At 71.4% G+C, this 13,956-nt stretch carries 13 protein-coding genes; 8 read left to right on the top strand and 5 right to left on the bottom strand.

All coding sequences use genetic code 11. From position 1 onward, the window contains the following. Positions 1–3: 3 nt before the first annotated feature. Positions 4–552 (bottom strand): peptidylprolyl isomerase, encoded by a 549-nt coding sequence (locus AABA78_RS30280; protein WP_171421598.1) that lies wholly within the window; start codon positions 550–552, stop codon positions 4–6. Continuing rightward, positions 549–1,562, bottom strand: a complete 1,014-nt coding sequence (locus tag AABA78_RS30275) for a hypothetical protein (protein ID WP_338268466.1) — start codon at positions 1,560–1,562, stop codon at positions 549–551. The genes AABA78_RS30280 and AABA78_RS30275 overlap by 4 nt, the downstream gene beginning before the upstream one ends. Positions 1,563–1,923: 361 nt before the next feature. Here AABA78_RS30275 and AABA78_RS30270 point away from each other — a divergent pair, with 361 nt between their 5' ends. The 4 genes from AABA78_RS30270 to AABA78_RS30255 all read left to right on the top strand — a co-directional run bounded on the left by AABA78_RS30270 (position 1,924) and on the right by AABA78_RS30255 (position 6,074). Then, a complete protein-coding gene (locus AABA78_RS30270) occupies positions 1,924–2,550 on the top strand; it encodes a DUF4142 domain-containing protein (protein ID WP_338268464.1) in 627 nt (208 codons plus the stop codon). Between the two features lie 141 nt (positions 2,551–2,691). Next, complete coding sequence (locus tag AABA78_RS30265) at positions 2,692–4,347, top strand: serine/threonine-protein kinase (protein WP_338268462.1); 1,656 nt, start codon at positions 2,692–2,694, stop codon at positions 4,345–4,347. Positions 4,348–4,407: 60 nt separating this feature from the next. After that, positions 4,408–5,238 (top strand): hypothetical protein, encoded by an 831-nt coding sequence (locus AABA78_RS30260; RefSeq protein ID WP_338268460.1) that lies wholly within the window; start codon positions 4,408–4,410, stop codon positions 5,236–5,238. Positions 5,239–5,255: 17 nt separating this feature from the next. Continuing rightward, positions 5,256–6,074 (top strand): hypothetical protein, encoded by an 819-nt coding sequence (locus AABA78_RS30255; protein WP_338268458.1) that lies wholly within the window; start codon positions 5,256–5,258, stop codon positions 6,072–6,074. Positions 6,075–6,104: 30 nt separating this feature from the next. Here AABA78_RS30255 and AABA78_RS30250 read toward each other — a convergent pair whose 3' ends face one another. Both AABA78_RS30250 and AABA78_RS30245 read right to left on the bottom strand, forming a co-directional pair. Beyond that, positions 6,105–8,873: a bifunctional acetate--CoA ligase family protein/GNAT family N-acetyltransferase gene (locus tag AABA78_RS30250; RefSeq protein WP_338268456.1), complete on the bottom strand. Its 2,769-nt coding sequence runs from the start codon at positions 8,871–8,873 to the stop codon at positions 6,105–6,107. Positions 8,874–9,020: 147 nt separating this feature from the next. Beyond that, positions 9,021–9,914, bottom strand: a complete 894-nt coding sequence (locus AABA78_RS30245) for an NmrA family NAD(P)-binding protein (RefSeq protein ID WP_338268454.1) — start codon at positions 9,912–9,914, stop codon at positions 9,021–9,023. Between the two features lie 81 nt (positions 9,915–9,995). Here AABA78_RS30245 and AABA78_RS30240 point away from each other — a divergent pair, with 81 nt between their 5' ends. Further along, on the top strand, positions 9,996–10,997 hold the full coding sequence (locus AABA78_RS30240; RefSeq protein ID WP_338268452.1) for a LysR family transcriptional regulator: 1,002 nt from the start codon (positions 9,996–9,998) through the stop codon (positions 10,995–10,997). A 79-nt stretch (positions 10,998–11,076) separates the two neighbouring features. Beyond that, positions 11,077–11,694, top strand: coding sequence for a DUF2378 family protein (locus AABA78_RS30235; protein WP_171411951.1), 618 nt, complete (start codon positions 11,077–11,079; stop codon positions 11,692–11,694). Here the strand turns inward: AABA78_RS30235 and AABA78_RS30230 are convergent. Then, the gene (locus AABA78_RS30230) at positions 11,645–12,490 is read right to left on the bottom strand and encodes a tRNA (5-methylaminomethyl-2-thiouridine)(34)-methyltransferase MnmD (protein ID WP_338268449.1); all 846 of its coding nucleotides are present in this window, start codon (positions 12,488–12,490) and stop codon (positions 11,645–11,647) included. The two genes, AABA78_RS30235 and AABA78_RS30230, sit on opposite strands and share 50 nt — an antisense overlap. 48 nt (positions 12,491–12,538) lie before the next feature. Here AABA78_RS30230 and AABA78_RS30225 point away from each other — a divergent pair, with 48 nt between their 5' ends. Together AABA78_RS30225 and AABA78_RS30220 are read left to right on the top strand one after the other, a co-directional pair. After that, entirely contained in the window at positions 12,539–13,528 is a 990-nt protein-coding gene (locus AABA78_RS30225) for a hypothetical protein (RefSeq protein WP_338268448.1), read from the top strand. A 108-nt stretch (positions 13,529–13,636) separates the two neighbouring features. Continuing rightward, on the top strand, positions 13,637–13,900 hold the full coding sequence (locus AABA78_RS30220) for a type VI immunity family protein (RefSeq protein WP_338268447.1): 264 nt from the start codon (positions 13,637–13,639) through the stop codon (positions 13,898–13,900). Positions 13,901–13,956: the final 56 nt, after the last annotated feature.

Genomic DNA, 13,956 nt, shown 5'->3' with positions numbered 1-13,956 from the left:
GGTCTACCCCAGTGGTGAGGCAACGGGAGGAAGTGCGACAGCGACGTCGGGACGAACGGTGTCGGGCCGGACGACCCAGTAGGCGTGACGGTCCTGCTCCAGCGTGATGCGGCGCGCGTCCACGTGCAGCCCGGCGCGCGTCCACCCCAGCACCCGCTCCGACAGCGGGAGGCGCCCCGCGCCAGCCAGCGCCACCGCGGACTCCAGCCGGGTGCGCGCCTCGGACAGGCGCCCCAGCTTCGCCAGCGCCAGCCCGTGCCGCTCGTGGTGCGCGGCCAGGTCCTGGAGGGCCAGCTCGCTCGTGGGAGGCTGTTGCTGGTAGTGGGCCTCCACGCGCAGGCAGAAGGAGATGACGGCCTCGTGGGCCCCCGAGCGCTCCAGCGACTCGAGCACGCACCACGCATAGTGACGCTGGCAGACGTCGGAGCCGCCCTGGAGCGCGGCCAGCCGCAGCGCTTCGCGGTAGTGGCGCAGCGCCTCGTCATGCCGGCCGGCCAGCGCGAACACCTTGCCCTGTTCGGCCACGCGGAAGTGCAGCGCCGGGACGCTCAATGCGACACCAGGGAGGTCCGCGTGCCACGCGCCCGCAGCTCCGCGACGAGCCAGCGCGCGCGCGTGTCCCCCACCGCGGGATGGAAGGTGTGCGGCAGCCGGGAGAGCGCGGTGCGCGTCTCGTTGGCGGGCAGGCCCAGCGCCGTGGACAGCAGCTCCGCGGCCCCGGCGGGGTCCTTCGAGTCCTCCACCGTCAGGCGGAAGCTGCGGAAGTTGATGAGCTGCACGGCCAGCTTCGCGCCCGCGGCCTCCAGCGGGGCGGTGCGCGCCACCACGTCCGCGCGCGACAGCCCCGTGTGCAGCACCACCGGCAGACGCTTGAGCACCTTGGGCACCAGCGCCAGCGGCATGCCCGTCTCACGCACCAGCAGCTCCGTGAAGCCAGCGTCCGCGGGGGCCTCGAGGAGGCTCACGTCGAACCGCTGGAAGGCATGGTCCAACAGCCGCACCCCACCCCGCGGGCCCAGCTCCCTCCACACGCGCTCCGCCTGTTCGTGCGACAGGTCCCGGGCCACCAGGGGGACCGCCGCCGGAGTCACGCCCTGCGACTCCAGCACCGGGCGGATCACCGAGAGGCTGGCCGTGTCCGTGGAGAAGACGTCATAGAGGGCCGTGGGCGGGTGGCTGGCGTCCACCTCAGCGCCCAGCGGAGAGAAGCGCTCCTGGAGCGCGTCCACGGTGGCCTGGGAGACGGAGCCGAGCACCGTGGGAGGCGTGGCGCAGAGCGCCGCGGCGGCGTCCGTCAGGGGACACCCCAGGACGGCGGCCAGCTCCGTGCAGACGTCGCGGAAGCGCCCGCCGTCCCGCAGGTACAGCGCCACGTCGTAGGTCCGCGCGGCGGGTGGAGGAAGGGGCGCGTCATCCGGCTCCACGACCACGCGCAGGCCCGCGTTGCCCAACACCTCCGACAGGCTGCTGGCGAGCTCCTCGGGCAGCCCTCCCGCCAGCACGGCGGGGGCGCGGAACAGCCGCGCGGCGAGCTCCGCCGGAGGCAGATCGAAGTGGGGCACGAGGGCGCGAACGATGCTCGCGGAACCCCGGTGCAGGGAGAGAACAGTGACGCGCCGTGAACCGTTCATCTTGAAACACGAAACACCATCGGGTGTTTCACTGTCAACGATGCGCGGGGGCGCAATGCCTTTGTCAATGTATGAGAAAGATCCAGTCTCCACCCCACACCCCACCTCCTGCGTCATGACGCGGAACGGTGAAACACGCCGTGAGTCATTCCGGAGCGTCAGGACTGGCGTTACCTAGCCTCCTGCCTGCCCGGCCTGTGCAGCCGGGCACAGTGGCAACGGCTGAGTCGCGCATGGCCGTGAACGGAGGTCCTCCCCATCCTGCCCCCGCGACATTCACGGGGGTTTGAACATGCGGACAGCGAAATTCTGGGTGGGGACGGGGCTGGCGGGCGCGCTGGCGCTTGGCTACGGGTGCGGGAGCAACTCGCAGAACCCCACCCCGCAGGAGGCAACGCAGCAGAACCCGGACGCGGGGACCGACGCGGGCGTGCTGCTCACGCTCACCGACGCGCAGATCGCCCGCGTCCTGCAGGTGGCGAACGCCGGTGAGGTGATGCTCGGCCAGTACGCCGCGCCGCTCTCCACGGACCCGGCCATCCAGGCCTTCAACCAGAAGATGGAGACGGAGCACACCGCCGTCAAACAACGGCTGGATGCGCTGCTCGCGACCGAGGGCATCGTGCCCGAGGACTCCGCGCTGAGCCTCCAGTTGCAGCAGGAGGTCCAGCAGATGATGGAGGTGCTCAGCGGCCCGAACGCGCCGCCCGCGGGCACCGCGCGCGACCTGGCGCTGATCAGCGCGCAGGCCGCCGCGCACGCGCGCGTCGCCTTCATCGGCGACAGCCTGCTGACGACGCAGGTCACCAACCCGGCCCTCCAGCAGGAGCTGCTCACCGAGCGGCAGGCGGTGCAGACGCACCTCGATGAGGCGACGAACCTCCAGTCCGGACTGGTGCTGCCCCCCGCGACGCCGTAGCGCGCTCCACCCCTGGTTGGAAATCGGCTCGGGCTCTCAAAACATGAGAGCCCGAGCCTCTGCGCATGACCCGTGGGGGAGGATTCGACCCAGGTGCTTTCCAATCGTGTCGGCCCGGTTTAGTAGGAAATCGGACCGCCGATGCAAAAGCCCACCGAACCGACCTCCGTGCAGTCCGAGCCGTTGACGACGGGACGGATCCTGCGTGCCACGTATGAGATTGGCACCGTGCTGGGCAAGGGCGGCATGGGGGCGGTGTTCCTGGCCCGCCACCTGCGTCTGCCGGGCAAGCAGGTCGCCATCAAGGTGCTGCACGGCGCGGAGGCGCTGTCGGAAGAGGTGGCGGTGCGCTTCCGGCGCGAGGCGGAGATCGCCTCCCGGCTGGGGCACCCGAACATCGTGGAGGTGCTGGACTTCGACACCCTGGAGGACGGCACGCCCTTCATGGTGATGGAGTACCTGCGCGGCGAGGGCCTGTCGCGCCGGCTGCGCAAGCAGAAGCAGTTGCCGCTGGAGGAGGTCCTCTCCATCGCGCGGCAGATGGGCGCGGCGTTGCAGGCGGCGCACCGCGCGGGCGTGGTGCACCGCGACCTGAAGCCGGGCAACGTGTTCCTCGTGCCCACGGAGGCCGGCGGCGTCGTGGGCGAGCGCGTGAAGCTGCTCGACTTCGGCATCTCCAAGCTCGTGGACTCTCGCACCGTGCAGACGCTGGACTCGGTGCTGATGGGGACGCCGCAGTACATGGCCCCTGAGCAGGCCATGGGCCAGAACAGCAACGTGGACGCGCGCACGGACCTGTTCGCGTTCGGCTGCATCGTCTACGAGATGCTCGCCGGACGGCCGCCCTACTCCGGCGACAACATCGCGGAACTCATCTATCAAATCGTCCACCTGGAGCCGCCGCCGCTCCTTTCGCTGGCACCGGGCACGCCGCCGCACGTGGTGGCGGCCATCACCCGCGCGATGGCGAAGAAGCCGGAGGACCGCTACCCGGACGTGGGCAGCTTCATCCTGGAGCTGACGGGCAGCCCGCTCCAGACGCTCGCGGAGGCGAAGCACGAGCGCACGCGCCCCTCCGCCCCCACGTCCCCGCCGCCCGCGTCGCGCCCGCCGGATCAGGAGGAGCACATCCCCACGGTGGGCATGCGCCCCCACGCCGGCCACGAGGCCTCCCCCACCGGGCCACAGACCGCCTCCCTGCCCGCGCAGCCCCTGTCCCGCCCCCGCCCGAAGTGGCCGGTGGCCGTGGCCGTGGGCCTGGCGGTCATCATCGCGTTCGCCGTCGCCTTCTTCTGGAAGGGCGCGGCCACGCCCCCGCCCACCCTCGTCGCGGCGAATCCGCCGGCGCCCACGGCCCCCGTCGCGGCGGCGCCCGTCGCGGCCGTGACGCCGCCCGTGGAGCAGAAGCCGCCCGTGGTGGAACCGGCTGCCCAGCCGCCGCAGCCGACGGCTCCCGAGGAGAAGCGGCCGGCCGTGGAGCCCACGGACCCGCCCGCCGTCACGACCCGGGCGAAGGCGCCGCGCGGTGGCGGCGTCCCGGAGTCGATGCCGGACAGCGTGCGCGAGGACCTGGCGTCCGCGCAGAAGGCGCTGGACGCGTCGAACTCGTCGGAAGCGTTGCGTCACATCCGGCGCAGCCAGCGCACGAAGATTACCGGCCTGTCGTTCTCGCTGCTCACCCGCGTGTACTGCCATCAGCACGACCTGGCGAATGCGCGGGCGCAATGGACCCGGGTCCCGGCAACGGAACGTCCAAGGGTCCGACAATACTGTTCGCAGTACGATATCGACCTCTAGGGTCGTCCGGGCGCGCGGAAGCTCCAGAGCGGGGGCGCGCCCTCAATTCAAGGAGTCGTCGTGAGAGTCCTACTTGCAGTGGGGGTCGTGGCGCTGTCCCTGGGGTGTTCCCGGGGCGTGCGGCCCGACAGCGCCGTGGCGGGCACGAAGCCCGTCACCGGCAAGGTGTATTCCAACGAGGCCGGCGAGAAGATCACCCTCATCGGGCTGGAGCCCGGTGACGCGCACAAGGCGCTGGTGATGTTCGAAGGCACGAAGAGCGAGCTGGACGGCCAGGTGCTAGTCGCGTCGGTGGGCGAGGAGCGGCGCCGGACGGAGTACTGGACGAAGTGGCGCGGCCACAGCCAGCGCTTCGTCTCCGTGGAGGACCGGGGCGGCTACGAGGACCTCGTCTTCAGCGACGTGAACCACACGGGCTACACGCACCTGAAGCCGGACACGGGGAAGACGGGCGCGCTCAAGGTGGAAAAGGTCTTCGAGCGCTACCAGGACCTGGAGGGCGACAAGAAGTACCAGGCGCTGCTCGCGTTCGACCGCAAGTTCTGGACGAACCAGGCGGAGGCGCAGCTGGGTGAGGCGCTCGCCGAGACGAACAAGGCGTGCGGCTCCAAGCTGACATCCACCGTGGCCTGGGACTCCGTCACGGACAAGCAGCTCAATGACATCTCCTACGGCAGCTACTGCGCGCGCCCGCTGGAGACGCTCCAGAAGCTGTGCGAGCGCTCCGACGAGGCCAAGCGCGCCGTCCAGGAGAAGGTCCAGACGGTGGAGTGCCGCATGGACGCGCAAGCCGCGCTGAAGCTGGAAGCGCGCAAGGTCATCTGGGCTGTGACGGACGGCGACCAGGTCCAGCCCGACGCGGCCACCACCTACTTCACCGACACCCTCTAGAACGAAAGCCCACCGACATGACGCTTCGACACATGGTCATCGCCCTGGGGCTCGTCCTGGCCCCGCAAGCCGCGCTCGCGCTGGATCCCCCCTGGGGGAAGGAACAGAAGCTGCGTGAGCGCATGGTGCTGGAGTCCGCGAAGGTCTGCGCGGACGGCAAGGGCCACTACACGGTCCTCGTCCCCCACTCGCCGGAGCACGACGGCGGAGACCTGTACTACGGGGACGGCAAGACGTTCACGCAGGTGCGGCCCGTGGGCTATCCCACCGCCACGGACGGTGCCTTCTTCGAGCCCCGCTTCTTCAACCCCAAGGCCAACGACAACTTCCGCGGCATGGACTACCGGGTCGTCTCCGACGTGAAGCTGAGCGACGACTTCAAGACGTGCGCGCTGCGCTGCGGTGAGAAGAGCCTGCCGCAGCAGCCGGTGCCGGCGGATCAGGCGAAGGAGCTCCTGCGCAAGGCCGCCTACCAGCCCAGCCCGACGAAGTTCCAGCCGTACGCGCTGCTGCGCGACGACAAGGGCACGTACTACCTGGTGGAGCGCGGCATCGGCGCGGACAACAAGAGCTTCCGCATCTTCACGGGCCAGCGCGGCCAGGTGAAGCAGCAGAAGATGCTCAACGTCGTCACCGACTCGCAGGGGGAGATCTTCTCCACGCAGGGCGGCGACCTGCGCCTCGTGGTGGACCGCGAGGAGCCGTCGTTCTGGGTGGTCAAGAGCAAGCGCCAGAAGCTGCGCGCGGTGCCGGTAGGGGAGAACCTGCCGTTCATCTACAACGAGCTGGGCGTCTACACGGGCGCGCGGCTGGGCACGCCCTGCGACGACGTGTAGTGCCGTGAGGCAGTAGGGCCCCGGGCACGGTCAGCCGTTGAGCACCTTCACGGCCTTCACCATGTCCGGGGCCAGCTCCTCGTGTTCCACGAGGGTGAACCCCAGCTTCTTGCTGACGGCCTGCATGCCGCGGTTGCGCGTGAGGATGTCCGCGACGATGCGGCGCAGGCCCCAGTCCCGGCCGACGTCCACCAGCCGCCGGAGCAGCTCCGTGCCCAGGCCCAGCCGCTGCGCCTTGTCGCTGACGGTGATGGCGAACTCCGCGTCCTTCGTGCCGCGCAGGCGCGTGAGCCGGCCCACCGCCAATATCTCTCCCCCACCCTTCCCGTCCGGTGACGGCCGCTCCGCGACGAGCGCCATCTCCCGCGCGTAGTCGTTGAAGCAGATGCGCGCCAGGCGCTCGTGGGCCACGCGCTGGCTGAGCTTCATCAGGCCCGCGTAGCGCATGAACACCGTCTGTTCGGACAGGGCCTGGTGGAAGCGGCCCATGGCGGGCTCGTCTTCCGGGCGGATGGGGCGCACGAGCAGCTGCTCGCCGTTCTTCAGCGTGAGCAGCTGCGCGTACTGGTGCGGGTACGGTTCGATGGCGAGCTTCGGCAGCGACGCGGCGGTGACGTCCGGCGGGTGCAGCACCACGCGCGCGTCCAGCGCGATGATGCGCTCCGCGGAGACGAGCAGCGGGTTGATGTCCAGCTCGCGGATGAAGGGCTGCTCCACCACCAACTGGCTGAAGCGCACCATCAGCCGCTCCAGCGCGCCCAGGTCCACGGGCGCCCGGCCGCGCACGCCCTTGAGCGCGTGGTGGATGCGCGTGCGCTCCATCATCCGGCGCGCCAGCGTGGTGTTGAGGGGCGGCAGGCCCAGGGCCCGGTCCTGCATCACCTCCACCAGCGTGCCGCCCGCGCCAAAGAGCAGCACCGGGCCGAACTGCGCGTCCAGGCTGCTGCCCAGAATCAGCTCGTAGCCGTCCAGCTTCGCCATGGGCTGCACGGTGACGCCGTCGAACGCGTCCGCCAGCCCCCGCTCCGTGAGCGCGTCGCGGATGGCGCGGAAGGCCTCCCGCACCTGGGGTTCGTCGCGCAGGTCCAGCCGCACGCCGCCCACGTCCGTCTTGTGCGTCACCGTGAGCGAGTGCAGCTTGAGCACCACGGGGAAGCCCAGCGCGCGGGCCTTCTCCACCGCCTCGTCCTCGCTCGTCGCCAGCCACGTCTCCACGGTGGGGATGCCGTAGGCGGCCAGCAGGCGCTTGGACTCGTACTCGGACAGGAGGGTGCGGCCGGCGGCGCGGGCCTCGTCCACCAGCGCGCGCGCCACGTCACGGCCACCGCCGGTGGGCTCCTCCGCCAGCGTGGGCGTCTCATAGAGCCCGGCGATGTTGTCCGAGTAGCGCCACATGTAGTTGAAGACCCGGGCCGCGGTGTCCGGGTAGCCGAAGGTCGGGATGCCCGCGTCGTTGAGGATGCGCTCGCCGGCGGCCACTTCGGAGCCGCCCATCCAGCTCGCGAGCACGGGCTTGCCGGGCAGCTTCGCGTAGCCCTTGAGGCGGTCCGCCGTCTGGGTGGGCTCCGTCATGTCCTGCGGGGTGAGGATGACGAGCAGGCCGTCGCTGTTGGGGTCCGCGCCGGTGGTCTCCAGCGCCTTCGCGTAGCGCTCCGCGTCCGCGTCTCCCAGGATGTCCACCGGGTTGGCGTGGCTCCACGGCGGCGGCAGGAAGGCGTCCAGCCGCGCGCGCGTGTCGTCGGACAGCACGGCCAGCTCTCCGCCGCCGGACACCAGCGCGTCCGTGGCGAGCACCGCGGGGCCGCCCGCGTTGGTGAGCAGCGTGAGCCTGCGGCCGGAGGGCCGGGGCTGGCGGGCCAGCACCTCCGCCATGTGGAAGAGGTCCTCGATGGAGTCCACGCGCAGCACGCCCGCGCGGCGGAAGGCGGCGGAGAGCACCTCGTCGCTGCCGGCCAGCGTGCCGGTGTGCGACGCGGCGGCCTGCGCGGCCTGCGCGGTGCGGCCGGCCTTGATGACGATGATGGGCTTGGTGAGCGCCACCTCGCGCGCGGCGGACAGGAAGGCGCGCGCGTCGCCGATGGACTCCATGTAGAGCAGGATGGAGCGCGTCATCGGATCATCCGCGAGGAAGTCGATGAGGTCTCCCCAGCCCACGTCCAGCATGGAGCCCACGGAGACGAAGGCGCTGAAGCCCACGGCCTCGCGCAGGCTCCAGTCCAGGATGGAGGTGAGCAGCGCGCCGGACTGGCTGATGAAGGCCACGTTGCCGGGGCGGGCCATGCCCTTGGCGAAGGTGGCGTTGAAGCCGCCCGTGGGGCGCATCACGCCCAGGCAGTTGGGCCCGATGATGCGCAGGTTCGCGGCCTGCGCGATGCGCAGCACCTCCTGCTCCAGCTTCACGCCCTCCGGGCCCGTCTCCTTGAAGCCCGCGGAGATGATGATGGCGCCCTTGACGCCGACCTCCGCGCACTCGCGGATGACGGCCGGCACGGACTTCGCCGGGGTGACGATGACGGCCAGGTCCACCGCCTCCGGCAGCGCGCGCAGGGAGGGCCACGCCTTGATGCCCAGCACGTTGGGGCGCTGCGGGTTGACGGGATAGACGGTGCCGCCGAACGGGCTGCTGATGAGGTTCCAGAGGACGGTGCGGCCCACGCTGCCGGGGCGCTCGCTCGCCCCCACCACCGCGACGCTGCGGGGAGAGAAGAGGACCTCCAGCGGCTGGCGCGTGCGCTGGTGAAGCAGGTCGATGGAGGGGTCCGTCCGGGCCGGGGGCGTGGCGGGGCGTTGCTCGTCCATGGTGCGCTCGTGTTCGGTGGGGTGGCCGTACCGGGTGAATCTCCGGTCGGCCCCCATCGTGCACCAGTCGGGAGGAAGAGGACGGGGTGGCGGACGTTCCCCCGTCCGTTTCCGCGGGCGGACGGCCAGGCGGACGCGGGGTTCCCCTTACGACGCGCGCGCCTGCTCCAACACCGGCTTGAGCACGGTGCTGGCGAACTCCGCCAGCGTGGTGGGCGTGGTCGTCTCCTTCGAGCGCGGCTCCGCGGGGTCCATGCGCCCGTCCTGGATGGCGCCGTACATCTCCACGAAGCTGTCCGCCATCCACGAGGGCATGCCCGCGCCCGTCATGCTGTTGCGCGCGTCCTCCAGCCCCACCCGCACGTACTTCACGGGCAGGCCCAGCACCTGGGTGAGGATGCTCGCGACCTCCGGATAGGTGAGGTCCTGCGGGCCGTGCACGCCCACGTAGCGGTGGCCCGTCCACGACGCGTCCGTCAGGAACCCGGCGGCCTTGGCCGCGATGTCCGCCGTCGCGACCATCGGGAAGCGCTTCGTCTCCGGGTTCGGGCTGAAGATGGCGCCCGTCTTCGCCAGGCCCTGCACGTCGCGCAGCAGGTTCTCCATGAAGAAGCCCGCGCGCAGGCTGACGACGTTGGGCGCCGCCGCCTGGAAGGCCTCTTCAATGGCCTTCAGCGAGGACACCGGCCCCGACCCCGGCCCGTTCTGCGCGCCGACGCTGGAGATGAGCACCACGCGCTTCACGCCGTGCGCCTTCACGCGCTCCGCGGCCATCCGCCCGGTGGCCGTGGCCCACTCCACGAAGTCCGGACGGGGCGCGGACGGCGTGAGCCAGAACAGCGCCTCCGCGCCCGGGAGTGCCGCGTCCAGCGTGGCCTGCGCGTCGATGGAGCCCTGCACCCACTTCGCGCCCTGCTTCACCAGGTCCGCCACCTTCTCCGGCGTGCGGGAGATGACCGTGACCTTGTGGCCGGCCTTCAGCAGCTTCTGGACGAGGGAACGGCCGATGTTGCCATTCGGGGTGTTGATGACGATGGACATGGGGTGCCTCCGGCGACAGCGAGATGGCGCAACAGTGCCCCCGCGCCCTGCATGAGGCCACTGCATGCTATTCATGTCCCCATGCGCCGCGCTCATGAAACCCCGGCCCCGCTTCCCGCCGAGGTCGACCTCTCCGGCATCAACCTGAACCTGATGGTGGCGCTGGACGCGCTGCTCCAGGAGGCGCACGTCACCCGCGCCGCCGCCCGCGTGGGCCTCACCCAGTCCGCCATGAGCCATGCGCTCGCCCAGCTGCGGGAGCTCTTGGGTGACGCGCTCCTCATCCGGGGGCGGGGCGGCATGGTGCTGACGCCGCGCGCGCAGCAGCTGGCCGCGCCGCTGCAACGGGGGCTGGCGGAGCTGCGGCGGGCCCTGCGCCACGAGCCCCCCTTCGAACCCGCCACCGCGTCGCGCCGCTTCACCGTGGCCACTCGCGACTACTTCGGGACCGTGCTGCTGCCGGGCGCGCTGGAGCTGCTGGGCCGCGAGGCCCCCGGCGTGGACCTGTCCGTGCTGCACGTGGACGGCCACACCTACCCCGCGCTCCTGGAGACGGGCGCCGTGGACCTGACCGTCGTCTCGCCGCCGGTGGAGGCCGGGCCGGGGCTTCGCCAGAAGAAGCTGCTCACCGAGGACTTCGTCTGCGTGGTGCGCAAGGACCACCCCACCGTGCGCCGCACGCTGGACCTGGACACCTACCTGAAGCTGTCCCACATCCTCATCAGCCCCCGCGGCGACGGAGTGGGCGCGGTGGACATGGTCCTGGCCAGGCGCGGCCTGCCCCCGCGCCGCATCGCCCTGCGGGTGCCCTACTTCCTCATCGCCCCGCTGGCGGTGTCGCGCTCGGATTACGTCCTCACCGCGCCCCGCCGCCTCATCGCCGCGTTCCGCGAGGCGTACGCGCTCCAGGTGTTCCCCCCGCCCATCCCGGTGCCGACCTTCGACATCCTCCAGGTCTGGCACGAGCGCTTCGACGGCGACCCCGCCCACCAGTGGCTGCGCGGGCTCGTGGCGCGCGCCGTCAGCGCGGGGTCTGAAAACACCCGGAGTTCACGAAGGGTGCGGCGCGCGCCAGCTTCCTGACACTCGGGGGGCGCGGCACTGAACGTCAGTACACAGGTGGGGGAGCATCGCATGGGGGGCTTCGTGTAGGGTGCTTCGCATGAATCCTGAGAAGCTTGTCTTCGCCCAGACCGTCGACGCGCTCTTCGTCCGAGCGCTGGAGAACCGCCTGACGCCCGCGTGCCGCGAGCACCTGAAGCGGGCGGGGCTGGACCTCGACCGCAAGCTGGAACGCACGTATTCGCTGGAACAGTGGCGGGAGTTCCTGCGCATCGCGGCCGGCCACGTCTATGGCGGCGTGCCCGCGGAGGCCGCGTACTACTCCCTGGGCGAGCGCTTCATGGACGCCTACTTCGGCACCTTCTTTGGCCGCGCCCTCCTGGGCGTGGGCCGGCTGGCCGGTCCCCGGCGGATGCTGCTGCGGGCGGACGTGGGCTTTCGCGCCGGCAACAACTTCAGTGAAGTCAAAATCGTGGAGCGCGGCGCGACGTCGCTGGAGCTGTGGATGAACGACGTGCTGGCGGATCAGCCGACGTTCGCGGCGGGGTTGCTGGCGCGCGCGGTGCAGCTGTGCGGGGGCTGGCGGGTGGTGGCGCTGCCGGAGGAGTTCGACGGCACGGCGGCGACGTTCCACCTGCGCTGGAGCGAGGCCCCCGTCGAGACGGCGCTCAGCGCCACTGAGGATGGGTCCGCAGGCGACGCTCGACCTCAGGCGTGAGGGTGGCCCCATGCGGGGCCCGGGAGGACGAGCGCTCCCAGCGCTCCAGCCACCGGGTCCCCAGCGGGGCGGCCAGGGTTTCGTAGCGGGTCGAGGCCACGGTGGTCTCCCCCTTGGCGCCGGTGGACACGCCGGCGCCCACGTAGAACCCCGCGAGCAGCAGCGTGACGCGGGTGGGCGTGGCCGCGCTGTAGGTCATCAGCAGGGCGCCCTCCCCGTCCTCCCGGCAGTGTCGGCGCACCCGGGCGAGCACCGCTTCGGTCCACATGTCCGGGTTGGACGCGGGTGAGAACGGGTCGAAGAAGACGAGGTCGGCCGGGGGCAGCGCCGCATCCAGGAAGGGCACCGCGTCCCCCAGCTTGAGCTCCCACCGGATGCCGGGCTCGGACCAGGTGCCGTGCTTCATGAGGCCCTCACAGGCCTCGCGGAACGGCTGGAGGAACGGGAAGCCCTCCGCGTCCGCGAGCGCCAGGCGCAGCGGGGCCAGGTCCACCTCGAAGCTGACGACGTGCAGGTCGCGGGCGCGCTGGGGGCCCAGCTCGCGGGCGCGGGTGAGCGCGGCGACGGCGTTGGTGGCGGCGCCCAGGCCCACGTCGTGGATGACGAGCGGCGGTCCGGGCTTGCGCAGGCGGTCCGCGAGGCCGGGCTGGTCCACGTAGAGGCGCAGGGCCTCCTGCCACGGGCCGACAGCGGGGTGCATGACCTCGCCATGGCCCAGGTGGCGCACGGCGCGGTGGCCGTTGCGCAGGGTGACGAGTTCGAAGTCGCCGTCGCGCGGATGGGAGGGCTCGGACATGGGGCTCCTGGCCTGGAGGGGACGTGTGGGAAAGGATGGGTGCCTAGCATGAGGACCCCAGGGCAGGAACATCGCGGCGCGCTTCACGGAGAGGACGTGCGGCACGGGGAGGCGCCCTCTCCGGGAGGCCGGGTGCGGCTGTCGCTCCGGGTGGAGACCGGGACGCGGCTCATCCAGGAGGCCGCGTGGGAGGCCCCTGGCTCGGTGGCCGCGGGGCATCCGCTGGCGGCGTGCCTGGAGTCGCTGTGCCAGAACGCGGTGGGCATCGGGGTGGACGTGTTCCTGCGCTTCGACGACTTCCACCTGCGGGCGGGCTGTCCGGAGGGGCTGGAGGCGACGGAGGAGGCGGGGCTGGCGGTGCGGGTGTTCCGCCTCGCGTTCAGCCAGTTCCATCCCCGGGCCACCGGGCCGGCGTACCTGTCGAGCGGGCTGGTGCTGGCGAAGCTGCCCCGGGGCGCGCGGCCGGAGTGGGAGGAGCCGGGGTTCTACTTCGCGCACTACTACCGCGAGGAGCTGTGGCCCGCGGCGGTGGAGGAGGCGCGCCGGGGCGGAGTGCTGGGACCGCGCGCGGCGTGCGCGTACGTCGACGCGCTGCTGGCGAAGGCGGACGACACGGTGGAGCTGGACTGGCCCGTGGAGCAGGGCACGGCGACCTGGGAGTGGCTGACGCGCGTCTGTCTGCCGTCGGTGACGGGGGGCGAGGAGCGGACGCGGCAGCTCCTGGAGGGCGGGTACGGGGGCGCGAGCGGCACGGGGAGCTTCCCCTTCGGCCACCTGGACGGAGGGCCGTGGCATCCACCGGAAGGCCTGGCGGAGCCCAAGGACGTGGGGCACGCGGAGTTCATCCTCGGGGACCTGGAGCACCTCTTGCCGGAGCTGCCGAAGGACGGCGTGCTGCTGGCCGCGCCCCGCTGGATGGCGGTGGGACAGACACGGGATTCCCCCGCGCTGCGCCGGGCGGACATTTCGAGCGAGGAGGCGGGAGGCTTCGGCCTGTTCAACGCGGCGGCGCATGACGTGGGCGAGGACGATGATTGAGGGGCGACTGCCGGGCGGGGTGATGGCCCTGCTGAGCCTGTCGTGCGCTTCGGCACCCACGCGCTATGCGCAGACGACGGACTCCGCGACCCATGGATGCTTTCGCCATTGAAACATCCGGAGACCACCGTCCAGGAACTCACCGGGGGCCGTGCCCTGATCCGCCTGGGCCCCGCGCCACTGGCGGGAGACACGAAACTGGGCGAAACGCTGCCGGCGTATCGCGAACTGGCAGGGTTCCTGGAACCCTGGCTCCTGCCCTTCACCCGCTCCGACACCTGGGACGGCTACTCCGAAGAGGAGACCCGCCACTGGTGGCGCCGCTTCCTGGAGCCTCCCCCGACGCCCATCTCCGATCCACGGGATGGATGACCGCACCGGATTTTTTCACGCATTGCCCCACCACCCGGCCCGCTGATAATCCGCCA

The organism is Corallococcus caeni (assembly GCF_036245865.1).
GTDB lineage: Bacteria > Myxococcota > Myxococcia > Myxococcales > Myxococcaceae > Corallococcus > Corallococcus caeni.
The sequence above is the reverse complement of the archived record's forward strand: the minus strand, read 5'-3'. Positions and strand labels throughout refer to the sequence as shown.

Bases quoted from the DNA above. Each gene is read 5' to 3' on its own strand.
- AABA78_RS30270 (WP_338268464.1), top strand. From the start codon at position 1,924: ATGCGGACAGCGAAATTCTGGGTGGGGACGGGGCTGGCGGGCGCGCTG.
- AABA78_RS30265 (WP_338268462.1), top strand. From the start codon at position 2,692: ATGCAAAAGCCCACCGAACCGACCTCCGTGCAGTCCGAGCCGTTGACG.
- AABA78_RS30255 (WP_338268458.1), top strand. From the start codon at position 5,256: ATGACGCTTCGACACATGGTCATCGCCCTGGGGCTCGTCCTGGCCCCG.
- AABA78_RS30250 (WP_338268456.1), bottom strand. From the start codon at position 8,873: ATGGACGAGCAACGCCCCGCCACGCCCCCGGCCCGGACGGACCCCTCC.
- AABA78_RS30245 (WP_338268454.1), bottom strand. From the start codon at position 9,914: ATGTCCATCGTCATCAACACCCCGAATGGCAACATCGGCCGTTCCCTC.
- AABA78_RS30240 (WP_338268452.1), top strand. From the start codon at position 9,996: ATGCGCCGCGCTCATGAAACCCCGGCCCCGCTTCCCGCCGAGGTCGAC.
- AABA78_RS30235 (WP_171411951.1), top strand. From the start codon at position 11,077: ATGAATCCTGAGAAGCTTGTCTTCGCCCAGACCGTCGACGCGCTCTTC.
- AABA78_RS30230 (WP_338268449.1), bottom strand. From the start codon at position 12,490: ATGTCCGAGCCCTCCCATCCGCGCGACGGCGACTTCGAACTCGTCACC.
- AABA78_RS30225 (WP_338268448.1), top strand. From the start codon at position 12,539: ATGAGGACCCCAGGGCAGGAACATCGCGGCGCGCTTCACGGAGAGGAC.